At 37.8% G+C, this 23,824-nt stretch carries 24 protein-coding genes and 2 riboswitches; of the genes, 13 read left to right on the top strand and 11 right to left on the bottom strand.

Annotated elements, in window-relative coordinates; all coding sequences use genetic code 11:
* Positions 1-24 precede the first annotated feature (24 nt).
* Positions 25-135, bottom strand: a riboswitch (SAM riboswitch).
* Between the two features lie 332 nt (positions 136-467).
* From ACH0CI_RS12850 to ptsP, 9 genes are all read left to right on the top strand, one after another.
* Positions 468-1,502, top strand: a complete 1,035-nt coding sequence (locus tag ACH0CI_RS12850) for a YkvI family membrane protein (protein WP_406901546.1) — start codon at positions 468-470, stop codon at positions 1,500-1,502.
* A gap of 107 nt (positions 1,503-1,609) precedes the next feature.
* A riboswitch (FMN riboswitch) is annotated at positions 1,610-1,760 on the top strand.
* 278 nt (positions 1,761-2,038) lie between these two features.
* Positions 2,039-2,698, top strand: coding sequence for a riboflavin synthase (ribE, locus tag ACH0CI_RS12845; RefSeq protein WP_406901545.1), 660 nt, complete (start codon positions 2,039-2,041; stop codon positions 2,696-2,698).
* Between the two features lie 16 nt (positions 2,699-2,714).
* Positions 2,715-3,908, top strand: a complete 1,194-nt coding sequence (locus tag ACH0CI_RS12840) for a bifunctional 3,4-dihydroxy-2-butanone-4-phosphate synthase/GTP cyclohydrolase II (RefSeq protein ID WP_406901543.1) — start codon at positions 2,715-2,717, stop codon at positions 3,906-3,908.
* 91 nt (positions 3,909-3,999) lie between these two features.
* The gene (ribH, locus tag ACH0CI_RS12835) at positions 4,000-4,470 is read left to right on the top strand and encodes a 6,7-dimethyl-8-ribityllumazine synthase (RefSeq protein ID WP_013056007.1); all 471 of its coding nucleotides are present in this window, start codon (positions 4,000-4,002) and stop codon (positions 4,468-4,470) included.
* 382 nt (positions 4,471-4,852) lie between these two features.
* On the top strand, positions 4,853-5,725 hold the full coding sequence (locus tag ACH0CI_RS12830; RefSeq protein ID WP_406901541.1) for a hypothetical protein: 873 nt from the start codon (positions 4,853-4,855) through the stop codon (positions 5,723-5,725).
* 131 nt (positions 5,726-5,856) lie between these two features.
* Positions 5,857-6,705, top strand: a complete 849-nt coding sequence (glcT, locus tag ACH0CI_RS12825) for a glucose PTS transporter transcription antiterminator GlcT (RefSeq protein WP_406901540.1) — start codon at positions 5,857-5,859, stop codon at positions 6,703-6,705.
* Between the two features lie 270 nt (positions 6,706-6,975).
* The gene (gene ptsG / locus ACH0CI_RS12820; RefSeq protein WP_406901538.1) at positions 6,976-9,030 is read left to right on the top strand and encodes a glucose-specific PTS transporter subunit IIBC; all 2,055 of its coding nucleotides are present in this window, start codon (positions 6,976-6,978) and stop codon (positions 9,028-9,030) included.
* Positions 9,031-9,048: 18 nt separating this feature from the next.
* On the top strand, positions 9,049-9,315 hold the full coding sequence (locus ACH0CI_RS12815) for a phosphocarrier protein HPr (RefSeq protein WP_013056011.1): 267 nt from the start codon (positions 9,049-9,051) through the stop codon (positions 9,313-9,315).
* Positions 9,315-11,036: a phosphoenolpyruvate--protein phosphotransferase gene (gene ptsP, locus ACH0CI_RS12810; protein ID WP_154989295.1), complete on the top strand. Its 1,722-nt coding sequence runs from the start codon at positions 9,315-9,317 to the stop codon at positions 11,034-11,036. Before ACH0CI_RS12815 ends, ptsP begins: the two co-directional genes overlap by 1 nt.
* Positions 11,037-11,077: 41 nt before the next feature.
* On the opposite strand, the gene ACH0CI_RS12805 is transcribed toward ptsP, so the two are convergent.
* The 3 genes from ACH0CI_RS12805 to ACH0CI_RS12795 all read right to left on the bottom strand — a co-directional run bounded on the left by ACH0CI_RS12805 (position 11,078) and on the right by ACH0CI_RS12795 (position 13,502).
* Positions 11,078-11,764: an LrgB family protein gene (locus ACH0CI_RS12805; RefSeq protein WP_033578394.1), complete on the bottom strand. Its 687-nt coding sequence runs from the start codon at positions 11,762-11,764 to the stop codon at positions 11,078-11,080.
* Positions 11,761-12,129 (bottom strand): CidA/LrgA family holin-like protein, encoded by a 369-nt coding sequence (locus ACH0CI_RS12800; RefSeq protein WP_014461029.1) that lies wholly within the window; start codon positions 12,127-12,129, stop codon positions 11,761-11,763. The genes ACH0CI_RS12805 and ACH0CI_RS12800 overlap by 4 nt, the downstream gene beginning before the upstream one ends.
* Before the next feature lie 497 nt (positions 12,130-12,626).
* Positions 12,627-13,502: a LysR family transcriptional regulator gene (locus ACH0CI_RS12795; RefSeq protein WP_028414130.1), complete on the bottom strand. Its 876-nt coding sequence runs from the start codon at positions 13,500-13,502 to the stop codon at positions 12,627-12,629.
* 241 nt (positions 13,503-13,743) lie between these two features.
* On the opposite strand from ACH0CI_RS12795, the gene ACH0CI_RS12790 reads away from it, so the two are divergent.
* Complete coding sequence (locus ACH0CI_RS12790) at positions 13,744-14,520, top strand: hypothetical protein (protein WP_033578396.1); 777 nt, start codon at positions 13,744-13,746, stop codon at positions 14,518-14,520.
* A 139-nt stretch (positions 14,521-14,659) separates the two neighbouring features.
* On the opposite strand, the gene ACH0CI_RS12785 is transcribed toward ACH0CI_RS12790, so the two are convergent.
* Positions 14,660-15,355 carry a GNAT family N-acetyltransferase gene (locus ACH0CI_RS12785; protein WP_335708029.1) on the bottom strand — a complete coding sequence of 232 codons (696 nt, stop codon included), beginning with the start codon at positions 15,353-15,355 and terminating at the stop codon, positions 14,660-14,662.
* 140 nt (positions 15,356-15,495) lie between these two features.
* On the opposite strand from ACH0CI_RS12785, the gene ACH0CI_RS12780 reads away from it, so the two are divergent.
* Positions 15,496-16,281, top strand: a complete 786-nt coding sequence (locus tag ACH0CI_RS12780; RefSeq protein WP_028414127.1) for an SDR family oxidoreductase — start codon at positions 15,496-15,498, stop codon at positions 16,279-16,281.
* 36 nt (positions 16,282-16,317) lie between these two features.
* Here ACH0CI_RS12780 and ACH0CI_RS12775 read toward each other — a convergent pair whose 3' ends face one another.
* From ACH0CI_RS12775 to ACH0CI_RS12755, 5 genes are all read right to left on the bottom strand, one after another.
* Complete coding sequence (locus ACH0CI_RS12775) at positions 16,318-16,929, bottom strand: nitroreductase family protein (RefSeq protein WP_335708030.1); 612 nt, start codon at positions 16,927-16,929, stop codon at positions 16,318-16,320.
* Between the two features lie 152 nt (positions 16,930-17,081).
* A complete protein-coding gene (locus tag ACH0CI_RS12770) occupies positions 17,082-18,245 on the bottom strand; it encodes an aminotransferase A (protein WP_033578399.1) in 1,164 nt (387 codons plus the stop codon).
* A gap of 96 nt (positions 18,246-18,341) precedes the next feature.
* Positions 18,342-18,563: an IDEAL domain-containing protein gene (locus ACH0CI_RS12765; RefSeq protein ID WP_013056021.1), complete on the bottom strand. Its 222-nt coding sequence runs from the start codon at positions 18,561-18,563 to the stop codon at positions 18,342-18,344.
* Positions 18,564-18,766: 203 nt separating this feature from the next.
* Positions 18,767-18,961: a hypothetical protein gene (locus ACH0CI_RS12760; protein WP_013056022.1), complete on the bottom strand. Its 195-nt coding sequence runs from the start codon at positions 18,959-18,961 to the stop codon at positions 18,767-18,769.
* 113 nt (positions 18,962-19,074) lie between these two features.
* The gene (locus ACH0CI_RS12755; protein ID WP_335708032.1) at positions 19,075-19,674 is read right to left on the bottom strand and encodes a TetR/AcrR family transcriptional regulator; all 600 of its coding nucleotides are present in this window, start codon (positions 19,672-19,674) and stop codon (positions 19,075-19,077) included.
* A gap of 296 nt (positions 19,675-19,970) precedes the next feature.
* Here ACH0CI_RS12755 and ACH0CI_RS12750 point away from each other — a divergent pair, with 296 nt between their 5' ends.
* Positions 19,971-20,876 carry a chemotaxis protein gene (locus ACH0CI_RS12750; protein WP_406901536.1) on the top strand — a complete coding sequence of 302 codons (906 nt, stop codon included), beginning with the start codon at positions 19,971-19,973 and terminating at the stop codon, positions 20,874-20,876.
* 50 nt (positions 20,877-20,926) lie between these two features.
* On the opposite strand, the gene ACH0CI_RS12745 is transcribed toward ACH0CI_RS12750, so the two are convergent.
* Entirely contained in the window at positions 20,927-21,394 is a 468-nt protein-coding gene (locus tag ACH0CI_RS12745; RefSeq protein WP_013056025.1) for a YkyB family protein, read from the bottom strand.
* 254 nt (positions 21,395-21,648) lie between these two features.
* Positions 21,649-22,161: a L,D-transpeptidase family protein gene (locus ACH0CI_RS12740; RefSeq protein ID WP_335708033.1), complete on the bottom strand. Its 513-nt coding sequence runs from the start codon at positions 22,159-22,161 to the stop codon at positions 21,649-21,651.
* 102 nt (positions 22,162-22,263) lie between these two features.
* On the opposite strand from ACH0CI_RS12740, the gene ACH0CI_RS12735 reads away from it, so the two are divergent.
* Positions 22,264-23,790, top strand: a complete 1,527-nt coding sequence (locus tag ACH0CI_RS12735) for a Ppx/GppA phosphatase family protein (protein WP_406901535.1) — start codon at positions 22,264-22,266, stop codon at positions 23,788-23,790.
* The last annotated feature ends 34 nt before the right edge of the window (positions 23,791-23,824 follow it).

Here is a 23,824-nt window from a genome sequence, read left to right as displayed (position 1 = left end):
CTTAAGAAGAAGACTTTTTTCGCCTTCTTATCTTCCAAGCAATAAATTAATTGCTTGCTGGATTTAGCACCATGTCTCTAACGACTGGTTGCTGAGGTTTCAAAGGGCCAGTCCCTCCACCTCTCATGATAAGAATCAATTGTATATAATTGAAACATATTTTTTTAAATAGAAAGAATACTTATTTAATAATTTATCTGATTTTTAGAAATTATACAACAGTAAATTGTGAATTTCCAGCAAATATTGAGGAAAATTTAAAAGCTAAAGGGAAAATATCCGTATATTTTGTTTGAAAACTGCCGTTATGTTAAGGGATAAAGGGTTTTTATGAAAAAAACAAGAAGGAAATAAAAAAACGAAAAAGGAACAGCATCGGGTGAGGCGAGGATTTACATATAAAAGGCTCGTCTTTTTTTAACCGTTTCTACATATAGTGAACTATGAAGGGTAGAAGGGTGATGGGCATGAAAAGGTGGAAACTCACGCTGCAGGTTGCTGCTACGTATGTAGGAACCGTTGTAGGAGCCGGTTTTGCAACAGGCAAGGAAATTGTTCAATTTTTTACACAGTACGGCGAACTTGGAATGGTTGGAATTTTGGTCAGCGGCTTGTTTTTTATTTGGCTAGGTTCGAAAATGATGCTGCTTTCGCACGCAATTGGGGCTTCTTCTTATCAGCAGCTTAATACATATTTATTTGGTGATGTACTTGGAAAAGCGGTAAACGGTGTAATGATCGTCATTTTATTTGGAGTAACTTCAGTCATGCTGGCGAGTACGGGGGCAATAGGAAAAGAACAGTTCGGGCTGTGGCCTCCTGTTGGGATGATTTGTACAATTGTTTTAACTTATATATTTATCGCAAGAGGAATTAACGGTATTTTAATGGTTAATTCTCTTGTTGTGCCGATGATGCTTTCATTTGCTTTTATCATCTTTGTGCCAAATGTCAGCTATTTCTCACTGATTCAAACGAAGCCAGACTTAACGCTCGTCACACAGTGGAAGTGGGCGGTTAGTCCCTTTTTATATATTTCCCTAAATCTAGCTTTGGCTCAGGCCGTTTTAGTTCCATTAGGAAGCTCCGTGAAAGATAAGAGCGTGATCAAAAAAGGGGCCATAATAGGAGGATGTGTACTTACGTTTATGCTTGTTTCTACTCATCTTGCCCTTTCCAATTTGCCTTATTCATTTCAACTTGATATTCCTATGAGTGCCGTTGTTAAAAATATCTCAGCGTGGGTGAATGTTTTATTTACGGTAGTTGTGTTAGGCGAGATTTTTACTACATTGATTGGAAATGTATTTGGAATCGCTAAACAGCTTCAATCATTTCTTCCCCTGAATGACAAACAAGCTTTTGCGTTTATTATCTTGGCATGCTTTATTATCGGGCAATTTGGATATGCTCAGCTTCTTGAGTTTTTGTATCCGATATTTGGCTATATTGGACTAGCTTTTATATGGATGCTATGTATTAAAAAAGAAAAAATAAGCTAAAAGCTGGATTTTGAAGAGCAGATGTGAAAAAACGAAGTTAAATGATGTGACAAGTCGATTTTACTTTGCTATAATGTAAAACAAATAAGACTCTAGCAGTCGAATATATTATCCTTCGGGGTCGGGTGTAAGTCCCAACCGGCGGTGATAAAGCATATGCTTTTAAGCCCGTGACCCGTTTTCATACGATGTATGTTAGCGGTGGATCTAGTTAAAATCTAGAGCCGACAGTAAAAGTCTGGATGGGAGAAGGATCAGGAAGCACAGTTGTTTTTTTGTGTTGTATTAATAAGGGACAGGTTTGCCTTTTTTAAAGCTACCCTTGTTTTCATACACAAAACATAACTGTTTATTTCGTATACAATTAGCGGAATTTTGCATAGATAAAACTGATTCAGCTCAGCCGACCCCTTGGACATTTGTTCAAGGGGCTTTTTTATTTTCAGTGGTTGGGGGAAAGATAAATATGAAAAAAAAGCAGCTGCTATTTCAAAACGGCATAAGAAGTTGGAATAGCGCCAAAGCAGGTGAAGAAAATGTTCACAGGTATTATTGAAGAAATTGGAAAAATAAAACGGATTCAAAAGGCTACAGAAGCAATTGTTCTTACGATTGATGCGAAGACCGTGTTAGAAGATGTGAACTTAGGGGACAGTATTTCAGTTAACGGCGTTTGTTTAACCGTAACGGCTTACTCTCAAAATGAATTTACGGTCGACGTCATGCCGGAGACGATTAAAGCAAGTACCCTGCAGCTTCTAACCATTGGATCACGTGTTAACTTAGAACGGGCGATGGCTGCAAATGGCCGGTTTGGAGGACATTTCGTCAGCGGACACGTTGATGGAATTGGAACCATTGTAAGCAAAACACGTAAAGGAAATGCCTTTTATTATGAAATTCAAGTCGATCCTGAACTTCGTGAATTTATGATGTTAAAAGGATCTGTTTCCGTAGACGGAACAAGTCTTACTATTTTTGATGTCAGCAACCAATCATTTACTATTTCTCTTATTCCTCATACGGTGCTTCACACAGTCGTGGGAGACAAACAGCGAGGAGACAAGGTGAATATTGAATGCGATATGTTAGCTAAATATATGCATCAGATGATGACAAATAAGTCAACTCCTGGCGCCTCGAATCGTTCAGGTAATATGAAGGATTTATTGCAGCAGCATGGTTTTACAAATTAACAGTGAGGTGAAAGAGATGTTTCATAAAGTAGAAGAAGCCATTGAAGAGTTAAAAAAGGGAAAAGTGGTTATTGTATGCGATGATGAAGATCGAGAAAACGAAGGAGATTTTATTGCATTAGCCGAAAAAACGACGCCTGAGGTTATTAACTTTATGGCTACTCATGGAAGAGGATTAATTTGTACACCTGTTAATGAAGAAATTGCGCATAAATTGAATCTTCACCCGATGGTAGCGAACAATACGGATGTACATGGAACAGCATTTACAGTAAGTATTGACCATATTTCAAGTACAACAGGTATCAGTGCATACGAACGTTCTGCTACCGTTATGGCTCTTGTAAATGAAGCAACGGTAGCAAGTGATTTCCAACGACCAGGACACATTTTTCCGTTGATTGCAAAAGACGGGGGCGTTCTGCAGCGTGCGGGTCATACAGAGGCCGCTGTTGATTTAGCCTTGTTAGCAGGAGGAAAGCCTGCGGGTGTTATTTGTGAAATCATGAATGAAGATGGAACAATGGCACGCGTACCGGATTTAACAAAGATTGCAGAGCAATTTGATTTAAAAATGATTACAATAAAAGATTTGATTGCCTACCGCCGCAAACATGACCAGCTGATTAGCCGTGAAGTAGAAGTAAGCTTACCTACGGCATTTGGTGATTTTAAGGCTGTAGGATATACAAATAAACTTGATAATAAAGAACATGTTGCTCTTATCAAGGGTGATATTGATCATAATAGCCCCGTTCTCGTGCGGGTTCACTCCGAGTGCTTGACTGGAGATGTGTTTGGCTCTGAGCGCTGTGACTGCGGTCCTCAGCTTCACGCAGCTCTTACGCAAATTGAAGAAGAAGGACGCGGCATTCTGCTGTATATGCGTCAAGAGGGCAGAGGTATTGGCTTATTAAATAAGCTAAGAGCATATAAGCTGCAGGAAGAAGGATACGATACCGTAGAAGCGAATGAAAAACTCGGGTTTGCTGCGGATTTACGAGAGTATGGAATCGGTGCTCAAATCTTAAAGGACCTTGGAGTCAAACAAATGAAGCTTTTAACGAACAATCCTCGCAAAATTACTGGGCTAAAAGGTTACGACCTTGAAGTGGTAGAGAGAGTGCCTCTTCAAATGCCGGCAGTGGATGCCAATAAAAAATACTTAGATACCAAAGCTAAAAAACTAGGTCACTTATTACATTTATAAGTTTACACTTTTTTTCGTTATAACAAATGAAGCTAATTCATGAAAAGAAATGTAAATAACTATATATTACTACTAGCAGGAGGAACAAGAGATGAATCATTTATATGAAGGAAATTTAGTTGGCACAGGATTAAAAATTGGAATCGTGGTAGGGCGTTTTAATGAATTTATTACAGGGCGTTTACTTAGTGGAGCAGAAGATGCGCTTAAACGTCACGGCGTAGCTGATGAAGATGTAGACGTGGCTTGGGTACCGGGCGCTTATGAAATTCCATTAATCGCTAAAAAATTAGCTGAATCTAAAAAATATGACGCGGTTATTACGCTAGGAACGGTTATTCGAGGAGCTACTCCACACTTTGATTTTGTATGTAATGAAGTAGCAAAAGGCGTTGCATCTCAAAGCTTACAAACAGGCGTACCAATTATCTTTGGTGTATTAACAACTGAAACAATTGAGCAAGCAATTGAACGTGCAGGAACAAAAGCAGGAAACAAAGGATGGGAAGCTGCAGCATCAGCTATCGAAATGGCCAACCTTTCAAAAATGATTGAAGGATAATAGAGGGTATTCTAGTTTTTGTAAGCTAAAGAGTTAAAAGAGGCTGAAACAAAAGTATGGTAGTTGAAAGAAGATCCGAACGATGAATCGTTCGGATTTTTTCATGGTTAGGGTTACATTACAACGTAGGTTTCCTGTATGTAGGCTTCTAACTGTTGAGTGGAGAGCAGGGCGAAGGCTCCTGTAGGGAAAGCGAAGCCTTGCAGGGAAATCACCTGCAGTGCAGCAAGCGATCCATACTATCTCATGTATCCGATTTGTTCGCCTTTAGATTGGATTGATGTAGTATGTCTCAATCTCTTTTGAATAGAAGCTAGCTATGTATAATTTAGCTAAAACGTCTTACTCTAAGTAATAATTAGGTCGTAAAAGGGAGACGTCTATGCCTCATTATACTGCTTTTTTTGCATTGATTATTATCAGCACAGCCGTTTTGCTTACAGTATTCATACGTAAAAAAGATAAAAAGCTAGTCGTTTTGCTTTTTTTTATCATTGGAATGGCTTATGTACTAGAGTATGTTGTATTTGTGTTGTTTGAAAGTTACGAGTACGATCCTGATTTTATGACCAATGAATATTTTGATAATTTGTTTGGGTCCTTAACTTCTCAAACGTTTGCTTTTCCAATCATGGCTATGGTGGTAGCTGCTTATCAATTAAAATTCCGCTATATTTTAATCATTTCCGCTATGTTTATGGGGATTGAAGAATTATTTTTACACTGGGATATTTATACACATCACTGGTGGAAAACAATTTATACAGGCGTTTTAATGACTATAGGCTTTAGTATTTCAAAGATTTGGTATGTATGGCTAACAGAACGGTATATGACATTTGTGCATTATGCTACATTTTTTCTGGGAATGCTCGCCATTACTTCTACTATTATGTTTCTGCTGTTAGCATACTTTCATAATAATTGGTTTTATACGGGATGGTTTGCGTCGGTTACTCATGATTCGGTAAATGCAACGATGATTTATGTTTGTATTGTTACGATTCTCCTCGTTTGGAGTGTAGTCAAAGAATTTTTTATTGGAGCTGGGATCATTATAGCGGGGCTGCGTATAGTAGATATTTTGCTGATTCACTATGGGATTTTGCTGGTATCTATTACCACTTCACTTGTTCTTTTTACGCTTTTACAAGCGGGTATATTCATTCTGAGCGTTATGCTTCAACGTTTTATTATGAAAAATTGTTATGGGACGAGTAAAAAAGACGTTGCGTTTCCAGCGAAGAACTACTAAGATAATACGTAACTCAAATAGTTTAGTTCAATAATATTTGAAACAAAGAAAAATGAATTGACGGTTATACGTATTATTTGTAAGATAGGAAAGCAAATAATAGAAAGCCGAAACAGGGGAGTGAAGGATTCGTGAAAGAGTCCTTTTTTGTAGAAAAGGTACTTAATAATAATGTATTAATTGCTAAACACCTTACCTATGATGAAGTTGTGCTAATTGGGAAAGGAATAGGGTTCAATAAGAAAAAAGGCGATGAAATCGATGCAAAAGCTGTGGAAAAAATGTTTTTGCTAAAGAGTGAAGAAGAGCAAGAACAGTACAAGCAGCTTTTAGCTCAGGTGGATGAAGATGTAATTGAAATGATGAATGATATTGTAACGCATATTCAAAAACGCGTTAGTATCCCTTTGAATGAGCATATACACATTTCATTGACAGATCATATCGCCTTTGCGATAAAACGTTTTCAGCAGGGGATGGGTCTTAAAAATCCATTTTTACTTGAAACAAAAGCCTTATATCCAGAGGAATATACGATCGCATCTGAAGTGGTAGAAATCATTAGTCGTAAAATAGGCGTGCAGCTTCCGGTAGGAGAGATTGGTTTTATCGCGCTTCATATCCATAGTGCGCTGACTGAAAAAAACCTGTTAGAAGTGAATCAAGACTCGCAGCTTATTCAAACGATTATTAATGTGATTGAAGAATCGCTTCATCTGCAGGTAGACAAAGAATCTGTACACTATATGAGGTTGATTCGTCATTTGCATTTTGCCATTGATCGAGTAAAAACAGGAGAAAAAATAGAAGAGCCAAAAAAAATTGCTTTGCTATTGAAAGAAGAATATCCTCTGTGTTACAATGTGTCTTGGAAAGTGATAAAAGTAATGCAGCAAGCGTTACATTTACCTGTGTATGAAGCAGAAGCAGTTTACTTAACGATGCATTTGCAGCGACTTATAACAAAAACGGATTTATAAAATCATTTCAATACGTGTTACTGATACGATCAGGCATGAGTGAGAAATGAAGCGATGTGTAATTGGATGAGTATATCCATTTGTCGTTTCTTTTTCCTCATGCCTTTTTTTGTTATAAGAAAGCGCAATCATTGAAGACTTCGCCTCATAGCACCGGAAAATGTAATGAGTTTTCTAGTTAAAGAAAGCGTTTTATGAAAGCGCGTTAATGATTCACGTATCAAATAAATAGCTTGTTGCACACTAAATATATAAAAGGAGGTAAGCGCCATGTTTAAAAAACTTTTTGGAGTATTACAAAAAGTCGGAAAAGCGCTTATGCTACCGGTTGCGATTTTACCGGCAGCAGGGATTTTACTTGGAGTAGGGACAGCGCTTCAAAACCCTACATTGTTGGATGCAGTACCGGCACTTGGTGCAGACTGGGTTCAATTAGTTTCAAATGTTTTGTCGCAGGCGGGTCAAATCGTATTTGACAACTTATCGCTATTGTTTGCCGTTGGTGTTGCCGTTGGTTTAGCCGGTGGTGACGGTGTAGCAGGTATTGCTGCAATCGTAGGTTACTTAATTATGAACAAAACGATGAGCACAATCTTAGTTGCTACAGGACAACTAGATCCTGACAAAATGGGTGCTAATCCAGCTTACACTAGCATCTTAGGAATTCCTACGTTAGCTACGGGTGTATTCGGGGGTATCATAGTAGGTATTTTAGCTTCATCCATGTATAATCGTTATTTCAATATTGAATTACCATCTTACTTAGGGTTCTTTGCAGGAAAACGATTTGTACCAATTATTACTGGGGTATTTTCAATTATTTTAGGTGTTATTATGATTTTCATTTGGCCGCCAATTCAAAGCGGATTAAATGCTTTCTCTACCAACATGATTGATGCAAACCCAACTTTATCAGCGTTTGTATTTGGATTAATTGAACGTTCATTAATTCCATTTGGACTTCATCACATCTTCTACTCTCCGTTCTGGTTTGAGTTTGGTGATTATGTTAATAAAGCAGGTCAACATATTCACGGTGACCAAAAGATTTTCTTTGCTCAATTAGCAGATGGCGTGCCTTTAACAGCAGGAACATTCCAAGTTGGTAAATTCCCGTTCATGATGTTCGGATTGCCAGCAGCAGCTCTTGCGATTTATCACGAAGCGCGTCCTGAAAACAAAAAATATGTAGCTGGTATCATGGGTTCAGCTGCTTTAACATCTTTCTTAACGGGTATTACAGAGCCGCTTGAGTTCTCGTTCTTATTCGTAGCACCAGTATTATTTGCGATTCACGCAGTATTTGCTGGTTTGTCGTTTATGGTTATGCAATTATTAAATGTTAAAATCGGTATGACATTCTCAGGTGGGGTTATCGATTACGTTCTATTTGGAGTTATGCAAAACCGCACAGCATGGTGGCTAGTTATTCCAGTAGGTTTAGTTCTAGCAGTTATCTACTACTTCGGTTTCCGCTTTGCAATCCGTAAATTTAACTTAAAAACACCGGGTCGTGAAGATAAAGAAGAAGGAGAAGAAGATGTAAAAGTAGAAGCAGCAGAGCTTCCGACAAATATTTTGGCTGCACTTGGCGGTAAAGAAAACATTACACATTTAGATGCTTGTATTACGCGTTTACGTGTTTCAGTAGATGATGTGGGTAACGTTGATAAAAACCGTTTGAAAAAACTTGGAGCAGCTGGTGTTCTTGAAGTTGGTAACAATATTCAAGCTATTTTCGGTCCGAAATCTGACACGTTAAAAGGTCAAATTCAAGACATTATGAATGGCAAAACACCGGTTGTCACAAAAGAAGAGACAAAAACAATTGAAAAACCTGTTGCAACATCTGAAGTAGGAAGCGATAATGGTAATGATATTGTTTCACCGATTGAGGGAGAATTGGTACCTTTATCGGAAGTACCAGATCAGGTATTTTCACAAAAATTAATGGGTGACGGTTTTGCGATTATTCCGAAAACAGGCACAGTAGTTGCACCAGTGGACGGAAAAATAGTAAACTTATTCCCGACGAAACATGCTTTAGGTATTGAATCAACGACTGGACGTGAAATTTTAATTCACGTTGGTATTGATACAGTTAATTTAAAAGGCGAAGGTTTTGAAGCTTTAGTTGCCCAAGGCGATGAAGTGAAAAAAGGACAGCCTCTATTGAAAATTGATTTAGACTTTGTAAAAGAAAATGCGCCATCGACGATTACGCCGATCATTTTCACGAATTTACAAGCTGATGAAAAAATTGATATCTTAAAGCAGGGCCAAGTTTCTCAACAAGAAGCAAATATTATTAACATTTCAAAGTAAAAAGGAGATTGATTTAACATGGCACAAAAAACATTTACAGTAACAGCAGACTCAGGAATTCACGCACGTCCAGCAACAACTTTAGTACAAGCAGCAAGCAAATTTGATTCTGACATCAACTTAGAATTCAACGGTAAAACTGTAAACTTAAAATCAATCATGGGCGTTATGTCTTTAGGTATTCAAAAAGGCGCTACAATCACTATCTCTGCAGAAGGTTCTGACGAAGCAGATGCACTTGCTGCTCTTGAAGATACAATGAGCAAAGAAGGATTAGGCGAATAATGACAAAGGAAATTCAAGGCATTGCCGCTTCTAGCGGCATTGCTATTGCTAAAGCATTTCGTCTAGAAAATCCAGAATTAACCGTTGAAAAAAAATCAGTAACTGAAGTTGAAGCAGAAGTAGCACGTCTAGAAGCTGCGCTAGAAAAATCAAAATCAGAACTTGAAATTATTAGAGAGCACGCTCGTAAAGAACTTGGAGATGACAAAGCAGAAATCTTTGAAGCTCACTTATTAGTTCTAAGCGATCCTGAACTTATTAATCCAATTAAAGATAAAATTACGAATGAAAATGTAAACGCTGAACATGCACTTGATGAAGTAGCGGCAATGTTTATTAATATGTTTGAGTCAATGGACAATGAATATATGAAAGAACGTGCTGCTGATATCCGTGACGTAACCAAACGTGTATTAGCTCATCTTTTAGGTGTAAACGTTTCAAATCCAAGCTTAATCTCAGAAGAAGTTGTCATTATCGCAGAAGATTTAACGCCGTCTGATACAGCACAGTTAAATCGTAAGTTCGTAAAAGGATTTACAACAGATATTGGCGGACGTACTTCTCACTCAGCAATTATGGCCCGTTCAATGGAGATCCCAGCTGTTGTAGGTACAAAAACAGTTATGGAAGACATTCAAAACGGCGTATTAGTAATTGTTGATGGTTTAGATGGCGAAGTTATCGTTGATCCAAGCGAAGAAACAGTAAAAGCTTACGAGAAAAAAGCCGCTGAGTATGCAGAACAAAAAGCTGAGTGGGCTAAGCTTGTAAATGAAAAAACGGTTTCATCTGATGATCATCACGTTGAACTTGCAGCTAACATTGGTACACCAGAAGATGTAAAAGGCGTATTAGAAAACGGCGGCGAAGGCGTTGGCCTTTATCGTACAGAATTCTTATATATGGGCCGCGAAGATCTTCCGACGGAAGAAGAGCAGTTTACTTCTTATAAAACAGTTCTTGAACGTATGGAAGGCAAACCAGTGGTTGTTCGTACTCTTGACATCGGTGGAGACAAAGAGCTTCCTTATTTAAATCTACCAAAAGAAATGAACCCATTCTTAGGATTCCGTGCTATCCGCTTATGTCTAGAGATGCAAGACATGTTCCGTACACAGCTTCGTGCGCTTCTACGTGCAAGCGTATACGGTAATCTGAAAATTATGTTTCCTATGATTGCTACTGTTGATGAGTTCCGTCAAGCAAAAGCTATTCTTTTAGAAGAAAAAGCAAAACTTCAACAAGAAGGCGTACAAGTTTCGGAAGACATCGAAGTAGGGATGATGGTAGAGATTCCTTCTTCAGCGGTAATCGCAGATTTATTTGCTAAAGAAGTAGATTTCTTCTCTATCGGAACAAACGATTTAATTCAATACACGCTTGCTGCTGACCGCATGAATGAGCGCGTGTCTTATTTATACCAACCGTATAACCCAGCGATTCTTCGCTTAGTGAATATGGTAATCAAAGCGGCTCACAAAGAAGGTAAGTGGGTAGGCATGTGCGGAGAGATGGCAGGAGATGAGATTGCCATTCCAATTCTTTTAGGCTTAGGCTTAGATGAATTCTCAATGAGTGCAACGTCTATTCTGAAAGCTCGTTCTCAAATCCGTCAATTATCAAAAGCTGATATCGAACCTCATTTAGATACAATTCTATCAATGTCTTCTACGGAAGAAGTTATTGAGTTCGTAAAATCAACTTTTCATATTGGATAATAAAAAGGTGTGATCATATATGATCACACCTTTTTTATCTTTTAAGAGAAAATAGTAGGCAAAAGCATATTTGCAAACAGCATTGTAAGAAGTGCTGCTACGATCATGCCAAGGCTAGAAAAAGTGCCTTCAATTTTTCCAAATTCAAAAGCTCTTGCTGTACCTGTCCCATGGGAAGCTACTCCTAAAAGAAGACCTCTTGCTAGAGAAGAGTGCAGTGCGAGGAGCTTAATCAGTTTTGGAGCGACCATACATCCTACTACACCGGTTATAATCACAAACATAATGGTAATATTCGGATCTCCTCCTAGCGTCTGAGACACATTAACGGCAATAGGAATCGTAACCGATCTTGGAATCAAGCTATGAACCAGCGTTGATTGTAAATGAAACACTAATGCTAACAGCATGGAAGAAATCATGGCAGCAAACGTTCCGAGCCCTACGCTTAAGCTGATTTCAACACGATGTTTTTTGAGTAAATCAAAGTATTTAAACATAGGAACAGCAAAAGCAACAGTTGCTGGTCCAAGCATAAAGCTAATAGCACTGGCACCTTGCTTATAATGATCATAAGAGCCATTCGTTACTAATAAGATGCCAATTAAAAGAATGGGGGCTAGTAAAATAGGGGAAACTAGCATAGACTTATATTTTTTATAGAGCACTTTTGTGCCGACATAAACGAGCAGTGTAAGCGGAAGAGCAATCCATGTGAGTAATGTCATTTTAGCGAACCTTCCTTTCTTCTTGAAATATGTTCTGCAATGATTCCCGTTACAGACATCACAATAATCGTACTGATTGTGATAATAATCACAATCTGGATTCCAAAATGCATCAATACATCTCCATAATTGATGAGTCCAACGACGGCTGGTATGAAAAATAATAATAGTTCTCCCACTAACAGTGTTCCACCTTGTTCAACCCAGCTTAATTTAATTACTTTAAAGTACAGTAAGAAAAACAGTAAGAAAAATCCGATGATACTACCTGGCACTGGGAGGTCAAACCACTGTGAAATACTTTCTCCTATTAAAAACAGAGCCGTTAGTAATAAAATCTGTAAAATCACCATAATCAGTTTCATGATTAGCCTCCTTTATTTATGTTTTTATTCATTCATTCCTAGTTTGTTGAGACAATAATGGAGTCGTCTATGCTGAAAAGACGACTCCATCATGGGAAAAGAGAAACTATTTGGATTTTGCAAATGGGGATACAACTTAAGTAAATGAATGCTACACACTTATCTTACAAAAAAACGACTATAATATGAAATATATAATAACTATGATAACTATTCTTTTTAGTTATAGTCGCAAGAAATCTCTTTACAAATGCGTTGGTAACCTTTTCAAAAAAGCGTTTGTGAAATATAAGGTGTAATTATTTAATAAAAGGCAATCAAAAAAAGAAATTGTGACATGCCTACATCCATTCAATCTAAAGACGAACCAATGGGATAAATGATTTAGTATGAATGACTTGTTACACCGCCATGAAAAAAATCCGAACGAGTTTGATTCTTGATGGAGAATCAGGCTCGTTCGGATTTTTAATTAAACTACTTTTGTCTTAGCTTTGTTAAACTGTACTTTTAATATAATCAATAAAAGCCTGCGTAGCATAAGAGATATATCGATCTTTTTTAACGATTAAAGCAATTTCCCATGGAATAGCATTCTCGAGATTAATTACTTTCATATGCTCCAAATCAAGCTTTTCACATAGTGAATAAGGGAAAAGAGCAATGCCGAGATTAGCAGCTACCAGCTCTCCAATGAAGTCCCACTGAGAGCTTTTAAAAGCAATATTAGGCGTAAATCCATTTTTTAAACATTCGTTATAGACCATTTCATGCATGGTGAAGTCTTCATGAAAGGAAATAAGCGTTTCGTCTTTTAACTCTTTTAATGAAATCGTAGAATGCTGAGCCAACGGATGAGATTTATGTACAACAAGCTGCAGCGTTTCTCGAGCTAAAGGAGTCGTAAAGAACATATTTTCATCAACTGGAAGTAAAACTACCCCCACGTCCACTTCTCCTTGTTCCACAAACTTTTGCATTCTTTTAGCGCCATATTCCACTAATTGAATATGAATCTCAGGGTATTGCTCTCGAAATGCTTTAATAATAGTAGGAAAAAACAATGTACCAATAATAGGGGGAATGCCTATTTTGATGGTTCCTCTTTTTAAATGCATTAAATCATAGAGGGAATCCGATAAATCTCGGAGAGAAGATAAAATGCTTTCAGCTTGCTCGTACACAATCATTCCTGCATCGGTAAGCTGCACTTGTTTGCCAGCTCGATCAAACAAAGGTGTGCCGAGCTCTTCTTCTAATGATTTAACCATTTTACTGAGAGAAGGTTGAGAAATATGCAGCGCTTCAGAAGCTCTTGTGAAATTTTTATGTTTAGCCACTTCTGTTAAGTAATGCAAATGGCGAACATCCATTTTGTATACCTCCGTGTTCATACATGCTAATTAATAAGATACACACATTCTACCACATTCACGATCAGCTCTATACCTTTCTTTCCTATCCAATAAAATGATCAGTAGAAGGGGGAGTGAATACAAAAGAAATTGCCAACAATATATATTTACACATTGTTTATTTTAGAAGTATAATATATAAATCAGTAGAACGGTTACATATCGATCACAGAATCAATCAATAAGGTGGTTAGAACGGTTGAGTAAAGCAGATGAAATAAGAGATATCGTTTATATTAATGGCCATGTAAATAAAAAATGCTTTATTACATATGGAATTGAATTTAAAGAGTTTTATCATTCCCTTCCTACGCCGCTTGCAAATATATTATTGTTAAAGCACGGTTTTGAAGACAGTGATTACCATTACCAAACCCATATGGACTATGTAGAAGAAGAACAAATTCATCTTTTAGCAGAGGATGATGTTTATAATTATGGCGATTTTTGTTGGATTGATTTTGAGGATATATCTTCGTTGGATTTGTTAGAACCTCAAGATATTGCAGCGCTGCTGTATTTAGGTCATTTAAAAAAACCGCTCAATTCGCCATTTAATAATAAACTCGGTAATCAATTTGTTTATTTAGCTCACGATGATGGATTTTATAACAAAATCTATTTTCGAGACGTGTATGATATGAAGCACATTTTAAGTCGAATCATTCCGTTAAAAATGTCAGCAATTAAGCAAAAAAGATTTGTATTTAGAAGGAAGAAGTTAGAATATCCGATTTTGCCGCTCGTGTTAGCAAATACGCTTCTTACTTTAACGAATGACGGTTTGTTTATTGATTTTGAACATATGGTTCAATCTCGTAAAGATATTAAAATTCCTTTGTATACAATCGGTGATTTTGACGATATGAATGAAATGTATAATGATCGGTTTGAGCACAAAGAGATGAGTAAATTGCAGGCGCATCTTGTTCTGACTCATAAAGAACTGGAGTGGAGCATTGAAGAAGTTCAATAATCTAAAAAGAAGTTGAGACATAACGTAATGAATCCAATCAACTGCTAGAAGGAACGAGACAGATAAAACTATATTCACCATCACAAAAAAACGAACTACTAATCAAACATGTTGATTAATGGTTCGTTTTTCACTTGGGCTAAAATGCTTTTGTCCCAGCCTCTTTTTGAATAGACGTATAAAATGGATTTTTCCATTCCATTAGTACGGCGTAGTTGTGTGAATCTTCATCTTCAATATAGTTTGCTGCGAGGCCAATAGGCGTTCTGCCACAGCGCATCAAAAAGGTCATAACGGGGTCGTAGAGAGTTCCGGCTGATACAAGGTTCATATATTCAACGGGGGTGTACAAGGAAGACACTGGTGCGTATCCAGGGATGCGGCACCCGCCGAGCAGCCTTTCTAACTTGTAATGAATCACCACTTCATATAAAGACTGCAACAGCAGCTTCCCAAGCCCCATTGATCGATGCGAAGGAGGGACGCACACGTCCACTACATAAAGCGTATTACCAGAAGGGTCGTGCGTATGAATATATCCGCTTCCTGTTACTTCATCCCATGTGTGAGCCGCATTTCCTTCCACTGAAACAATCGCGCTTGTGATAGATCCGCATATTGTCCCGTTTATCTCCACGCATAGCGCTCCATCCGGAAAAAGGGAAACATGGTTATTTAACTGATCTTTACTCCATAATAATTCAGAAGGGAAAGGAGGGGGAAAACTTTCTTCTTGAATCCGAATCAACTCATCAAAATCATTCGATGTATATGATCGTACCGTACACATTACAGGCTTATTTTGATGAAAGACAAAGCATTGCTTTTTATACACTGCTTTTTTGCCTCCTTTAAGAAATAATTTTCAGATAATTATACCATATGGAAAAAAGAAATTATTTCATATTTATTGAAGAATTTGACGAGAACGTGATAAAGTTAAAAAGATTCGAACTATTAGACGAGGTGAAAGAAATGGATGTTGAATTAAAAGGAAAAACAGCGCTTGTATTTGCAGCCAGCCAAGGGCTTGGCAAAGCGATTGCTGCTAGACTCGCAGAAGAAGGCGCAAACGTTATGATTGCAAGTCGTTCAGAAGAGAAACTAGCCCAAGTAGCAGAAGAGATTTCATACCTTGGAAGCGGACAAGTGTTACATAAAACGGCAGACGTTACAAAAACAGAGGACATTCAAGATGTTATTCAATATACAGTAGATACGTTTGGAACTATTGATATTTTAATTAATAATACAGGAGGTCCTAAAGCTGGGAATTTCCTTTCGTTAACAGATGATGATTGGAAGCAGGCATTTGAGTTAAATCTCCTCAGCTATATTCGTATTATTCGTGAGGTAGTGCCCTTTATGAAAAAGAGCGGAGGACGTATTGTCAATATTGCTTCTTCTTCCATTAAAGAGCCAATTGCTGGACTTATTCTGTCAAATACCTTCCGTACAGGAATCGTGGGACTTACGAAAACACTTGCTTCAGAACTAGCAGAGGACGGTATCTTAATTAACACGGTTGCGCCAGGAAGAATTGCAACAGACCGAGTGAAAGAGCTAGATACCATTCGTGCTGAAAAAATGGGAGTAGACGTTTTAGAAGTTGAAGAAGAGATGAGAAACCAAATTCCTCTTAAGCGCTACGGTCAGCCTGAAGAGTTTGCTAAAGCCGTTGCTTTCTTTGTTTCGGGAGCGAATTCATATATGACAGGCCAGTCGTTTCTAATCGACGGAGGCATGGTGAAATCCATTTAGTTACATAGAAAAACCCTGCAGCTGCAGGGTTTTTTGTTAAATCCAAGTTGTAACTTGATCTAATGGTAAACGATCGCTAGCATGTGCTTCTTTAGCTGCTTTTCCAACTGAAATAAGCATAACTGGAATGTATCGATTCTCAATTTTAAACTCTTCTACAAATTTTTGTGCGTTAAATCCGCCCATTGAACATGTGTCATATCCTTTTGCTTTTGCTGCAAGCATGAATGTCATAGATGCAAGCGAAGCATTTGTAAACGCGGCATCGCGGGCGAAAGCACCGTTTTTATAAGCGCCGTTAATTTGTCCTGACAAAATGTTTTTTACGTCTTCTGTCATGTGACCTGCTTCGACTAGTGGGTTGTACACGTCATCTACATTTTTATTGGCTTCTAAATCACCTAACACAGCTACTACAGCGCCTGCTTCTGTAATTTGTTTTTGGTTGTAAGCAATTGGAAGTAGACGTTCTTTCGCATCTTGGTCTGTAATAACAACGAAATGCCAGTGCTGTAAGTTCCAAGCTGATGGTGACTTCACTGTTGCTTCTAAAAGTTCCGTTAATTCTTCTTTGCTTAATTTAGCTGAAGAGTCATATTCTCGAATCGATGTACGTTCATTTACCACATCAAAAAAATCTTTTGTCATAATAAAAACCTCCGTTAAAAGTATGTATTTCTTTAGTGAATCGATGCACATTTTATAATGATACACTATTGAAGTCAATTTATATGCTTCTAGTATACCCGCTCTTATGTGCTATCACTCACAAAAAAATGCATACACTTCTTACCATCGGTTTAACGTGATTGACGAGATGTAAGATAAGCTTCAATTCGATCACAGGCTTCACGCAGCGTGTTCATGGAATACGCATACGACAGGCGTACATATCCTTCACCGTGGGAAGAAAAAGCGCTGCCGGGTACTAGTGCAACACCCGCTTCTTTGACTAACTCCAGGGCAAAATCAAATGAATTACTGTGGAAGTTCTGGATAGAAGGGAAGATATAAAAAGCACCAGTCGGCTTTTCTACGTCAAATCCCATGTTTACTAGTCGGTCATACACATAATTCAGTCTTTGTTCGTATTCTTTTTTCATATCCACCGCATCGTTTTTACCTGCTGTCAGTGCCTCGAGTGCAGCTGCTTGAGAGACAGAAGAAGCACAGCTCACGTTGTATTGATGAACTTTTAAAATATGTTTGGCTAAATAAGAAGGAGCAAATAAAAGACCAATTCGCCAGCCCGTCATGGAATGAGACTTTGATACTCCGTTAATAACAATTGTTTTCTCTCTCATAGATGAAATGGAGGCAATGGACTGATGTTTTTTATCAAAAACGAGCTCGCTGTATATTTCATCAGATAGTACAAAAATATTTTTATCGCTTAAAAGAGCAGAAATTTCTTCTAATTCTTGCTGTGACAACGTCACGCCTGTAGGATTAGACGGATAAGGTAAGATGACGCATCTTGTTTTAGAGGTCAAATGTTGTTCGATTAAATCCGCAGTTAGTCGAAATCCTGTTTCGGTTGTATCAATATGTACAGGTTTAGCCCCGTTTAACCGGATAAGCGGTTCGTATCCTGGATAAACAGGTCCAGGCAAGATAACTTCGGAATCTTCTTCTAAAATGGTGCGAAGAGCAATATCAATTGCTTGACTAGCTCCAATGGTCACAATTACTTCATCCGCTGGGTTATAGTGCAAGTCATATTTTTCTTTGACAAATTGAGCTGCTGCCTCGCGCAGTTCGATTGTTCCAGCATTGTGGGTATAAGAAGTTTGGTTACCATCAATTGCAGATTTTGCCGCTTCTTTTACATGCTGTGGTGTTAAGAAGTCAGGTTGTCCAATTGTGAGGGATAAAACGTCTTGGTATTGTGAGACCATATTATAAAATGTACGTATTCCTGATAGTTCAATTTCTTTGACACGTTTATTGATTAAGTGCTCCATGGTTTCAAATCCTTCCGCGTATTTTCAACTCATTTTATCACAATGAAAATAGGTAAAAAACCACTATTTGCGCATTTTGCAAATAGTGGTTTTAAGTTAGGTATTATATAGCTTATTATAAGCAGTTGTTAGTTCATAAAATTGTTCTTCATCTCTGTTATCTAACGCATCGTCGATAAGAGATTTCAAATGCTGTTTATTAAAGTTTGTACTCATAGTCGTTAAAATACGATCAGCTTCTTTTGCGTAATAGTGTTGGTAAGGTGTGTACTGAGATGAGTGAGGATAGTGATTCATATTTTTTCGATAAGAACTCATAACATAAACCTCCTTTTTTAAAATAAAACGCAGCTTCTATTACTTGAAATGTACCCTTTCTATATAGTTGTTAACCCTGTTTTTAACTGCGAATGTGCTAAGGTATGTGTTAGGAAATCAGAGGTTCCTTGCTTCACGTTCAATTCTAGATTCAAAAAAATAAGTGCATAAAAAGACCTGCATATATATGCAGGTCTTGTATATTAGTCAGTGTGTATTTGGCCTTCACGCCAATAAACGGGGGAAACGTAGCCAAAATCAACTTCATGATCGTCCAATGTGACAACGCAGTGATCAGAGCCTTCTTGTTCTTTAATATCTTGATATACAGCTTCTTCTACGTTTTCAATAATGGTCATTTCATTATCGTCATTAAAAAGAATGACGGAGCCTTTCATATTACGAACACCTTCTTTTAAGATTATTCATTCACTTTGTGTAGTATAAACCGTTTTGGCTGTAGAGTCCACAGCTATCTTCGATTTCTTGTTAAAAATTTGTGAACAGGCTTTTAGGAATGAATAAGAAACCCTCTAAATAGAAGAGTAACCGACTTGTCTATTCTTTCTTGAAGGGTAGCAGAGTCGGGTTGGTTAGTACACCAGTAGAGAAGGGTGCCAAAAAAATTAAGTATAGCAATAGAAGCCATTTCTTCGGCAGGGATATCGACTATAAGTTCACCTCGGTCTTGTCCTGTTTGAAAAACTTTTGTAAAATGAGCGCGCATTTTTTCAATTTGAAGAATTTCAGATTGTTGAAAGGAACTGTTGGTAATAGCAATATGAAACCAAGAACGGATTAGGTGAGGGTTCGCTTCTTCGTTTGATTGTGCTAGTAATAAAAACAGTTGTTTAACAATGGCAGCAGTTGATTCTTCGGTTTGAAGGAGCTGTTCTAATTTATAGGAGATACGGTTTGTGAAATTAACTCCAAGGTAGTGAAGAACTTCTTCTTTTGTTTTGAAGTAATTAAAAAATGTTCCCTTTGCTACACCCGCTTCATGCGTAATTTGAGACACAGTCGTTTTTTGATATCCCTGCTGTTGGAATAAAGAGATAGCTGCTTTTTGGATGCGTTTTTTTGTTTCTTCTTTTTGTAATCCTCTGTTCATAAATTACACCTCATTTGAATAGGAGTGATCGTTTGACTCAAGTTCATAAGCTAGTATAGAGAAGTAAGTAGAGCAAGTAAAAAACTGAGCAGAGGATAAGACGAAAGGGATCAACGCTCATGTTTTTATATAGTATATAATATTCTGTTAATTCTTAAAACAATATTTCATGTATATGTTTTAGGGAAAAAGGATAATAAAATAAGAAAATTTTTCTTTACGGATATAAGAGGCGGTCACTATAATAGGAAATATGAACTATTAGATAAGCGGGTGAGATGAGAGGAGTAAGTGATATGAATCAAGACAAAGGAATACTGTTAGAAAGTGGTACAAACGAACTGGAAATTGTCGAATTTGAGATAGGAAATGCTTTATTTGGCATCAATGTAGTAAAAGTTAGAGAGATTATTAATCCCGTATCTATTACACCTGTTCCAAATGCGCATTCTTACATAGAAGGTATTATAGAGCTAAGAGGAGAAGTTCTTCCTGTCGTTGACATAGCAAAAGCGTTAAAAATGGAACCTTCAAATACACCGGAAAAAGATAAGTTAATCGTCACAGAGTTCAATCAGCAAAAAATAGTCTTTCACACACACGCGGTAACGGAAATTCACCGTATTTCTTGGAAAGAAATTGAGAAGCCTTCAGATTTGTATCAAGGTTTGGAAACGCAGATTACTGGAGTGGTGAAATTAAACGGGCAAATGCTTCTGCTGTTAGACTTCGAAAAGTTGATTTCTGATGTGAACCCTGACGCGGGTATTAATCAGTCGAAAATAAAAAAGCTAGGGGCTAGAGAACGTTCTAATAAAAAGATTGTCGTGGCTGAAGACTCGCCGCTGCTGCGCCGAATGATTGAAGATACTCTTGCACAAGCAGGTTATGAGAACACGGAATTTTTCGAGAACGGTGAGGAAGCATTGAACTATCTAAGCTCGGTGATCGATGAAGGAGTGGAAATCAGTGATCAAGTCCAGCTGCTTATTACAGATATAGAAATGCCGCAAATGGATGGCCATCATTTAACTAAAAAAGTGAAAGAAAATCCTCAGCTTTCTATCCTTCCAGTTATTATTTTCTCTTCTCTTATCACAGAAGATTTACGTCACAAGGGAAAAATGGTAGGAGCGGAAGGACAAGTAAGTAAGCCGGAAATCGGAGAGCTTGTTGAGTTGATTGATCTCTATATTTTGTAGGAAGACAAAAAAGTGCCTGAAAGCAGATTGCTCCACTCCAGGCACTTTTTTTAAAAATAACTTTTACCCAGCGGTTTAAACACAGGTGCTTGCCGTTTTCTTGGAGTCGAAACAGGGCTTTTAGCCGGCTGTACGAGATGACCCGTATATTTAGATAATAAGCGCTTCGCATAAGATAATGACATAGTCGTTTTGGGATTTCGATACTGATGGTTTAAATGGCCGAGGTGTGATAACTCTTTGAAGTCTTCTTTCTTTGGAGGCATATGGAAAAAGTAGTCTCCAACTGATACAAGTACATCTGATTTTTGTTGACTTTTACCAGGGTTTGGCGAAAAGTGAAGTCCTTCTTTTTTTGCTTTTCCTTCTAAAATTAGTTGATCTAATGCAATTTTCTTTAACGTATATAACTGCTTAGGATCAGGAGCAGCTTTTGCGTGACGATTTACAGTGAAAATAGCTTGTGCAATCTCAGATACAGACGGGGTCAAAGAGCCTTGTCCATTTGCTTGAGACATACGTTCACTCCCTTTCTATCATATCAGCTGTTCAACCTATAAGGTGAAAGCTGATACGTTCATTATAGCGTGTCTTGTCCCATTTGAAAATAATTACACGAAGAAGTATTTTGGTAATTAATGAAATTTCCTATGTATAGGGTTTGTTTTGTTACGCTTCCTTATACAAGTAAAGTGGAACAGCACGCCATACTTTCTATTTTTAAAAAATGCTGCTCGCACAGTTAAACAATCATTGATTAGTAAATCCCGAACTATTGAGCCATTCGTCGAGAGGGTCGAATATAAACACCAGTACCATTTGGCACAATTTGAGCTAGCTCATTTACTTGGGCATTATACATACGAATGCATCCTTTGGATACGGCTTTTCCAATAGAACTTGGATCATTTGTTCCGTGAATGCCATATGACTTTTTAGACAAGCTTAGCCACATTGTACCAAAAGGCCCCCCGGGGTTTGGTTCCCGGTTAACGATAACAAAGTCTCCAGTAGGCGTTGCGCTCAGCATTTTTCCTGCTGCAATGGGATAGACTTTTTGTATGATATTATTTCTTCGTAATTCAAGCTGTTTTTCAGCAATAAACACGTGGATCGTGTAAGGAATGAGCTCTTTATCGGGGAGGTGTGGAATGATGATTACTTGCCCAGGCTTCAGCGCATGATGGCTTACAAAAGGATTAGCCATCCACAGGTCTTCAACCGCAATCCGGTAGTCACCTGAAACGCTTTGCCAGGTTTCACCGCGCTTTACTATATATCTCATTAACTTCGCTCCTTTGATATATGACTATGCTGTAACAGTATACGATTGAAAAAAGTAAAAGTGACTTTTTAAAGTTATTTTGAAAAAGGTGTTGAAATTACATTGACTTATAAGCATGGACTGATTGATATAGGTTCAAATACGATACGCCTTGTTATTTATGAATACAAAAAAGGTAGAGGGTTTAAGCAAATTGAAAACGTGAAAGTAGCTGCACGGATTCGAAATTATTTAGATAAAGAAGGAGTGTTAACGGCTAAAGGAATACATACCTTGCTTGATACGCTTAAAACGTTTGGAGTTATTACCAAGCATTATCAGCTGCTGCGCGTTACCTGTGTGGCCACAGCTACCATCCGTCAAGCGACTAATGCAAAAGAAGTTCTAGCCCTTGTAAAAAAAGAAACGGGCTTTTCTATTCAACTATTGTCTGAATATGAAGAAGCGTATTACGGCTTTGTTGCAGTTATTCATTCCACTTCGATCGAAGAGGCCATTACAATTGACATTGGCGGGGGAAGTACGGAAGTTACGTATTTTCGCAATCGAGAGTTAGTGCAGTACCACAGCTTTCCATTCGGTGCCTTATCTCTACGTCTGCAGTTCGTCAAAGGCAATATTCCCACTGCAGAAGAAAAAGCGAAAATCCGGGATTTCGTGATCCGGCATTTCCATGCTGTCCCTTGGCTTTTAAATCGTCATGTGCCGATTGTAGCAATTGGAGGAAGTGCAAGAAGTATAGTGCAACTGCATCAAGGTTTTATCCACTATCCTCTCGTGGGGCTGCATCAATATGAAATGAATTTAGCTGATATATTGCATGTGAAATCTGCTATAGGCTCATTGTCTTATCACAATCTTCAAAAGCTAGACCGTTTGTCAAACGATCGTGCGGATACAATTTTGCCAGCAATTGAAGTATTTCAATCAGTATATGAAACAGTGAACGCGACTCGCTTCATCCTAAGCCGCAAAGGCTTGAGAGAAGGGATGTTATTTAAAGAAGCATCTGATGCTAATATCCAGCCAATGTACCCCGATGTCATACAGCAAAGTTTTCAAGAAATAATGGAAGAGTTTGAAGTAAGTAAAGATTACGTCAAACAGCTTACGCGCACAGCTAGTATGATGTTTCAGCATCTTAGGGAGCAGGGACCGGTTGAGTTAAAAGAGGATGACTTAGCGCTTCTTATAAAAGCTGCGCAAGTGTATGATATAGGAAAGTATATTGATACAGAATCAAGCAGCCAGCATACGTTTTATGTGCTTGCTAATCGTACAATAGATGGAATTTCACATAGAGAACGTTTAAAGCTGGCACTTGTTTCTTCATATAAAGGGAAGTCTTCTTTTAGGCAATATGTTGCTCCTTTTAAAAAGTGGTTAACAAAAGACGAACAAAAAAAAGTTCAGCTGCTCGGTGCAATTTTAAAAATAGCTGATGGCTTACATGCAACAAAGCGAAATGTCGTTCAACATATTGATGTGAAAAGCGATGAAAACACAGTGACGATTAAACTATTATGTACAAAAACCTTTCTTCCTGAACAATATCAGGCTGAAAAACAGAAAAAGCATCTAGAAAAAGTAGTAAAAAAAAATATTGTTCTTGAATTTACTAAGCTTTAGAATAACGCTGGATCGGTTAGAATATTCAGTATAG

The sequence above is a fragment of the Priestia sp. 179-F W1.4 NHS genome, assembly GCF_045369295.1.
In the GTDB taxonomy this organism is placed as follows: Bacteria; Bacillota; Bacilli; order Bacillales; family Bacillaceae_H; genus Priestia; species Priestia zanthoxyli.
The sequence above is the reverse complement of the archived record's forward strand: the minus strand, read 5'-3'. Positions and strand labels throughout refer to the sequence as shown.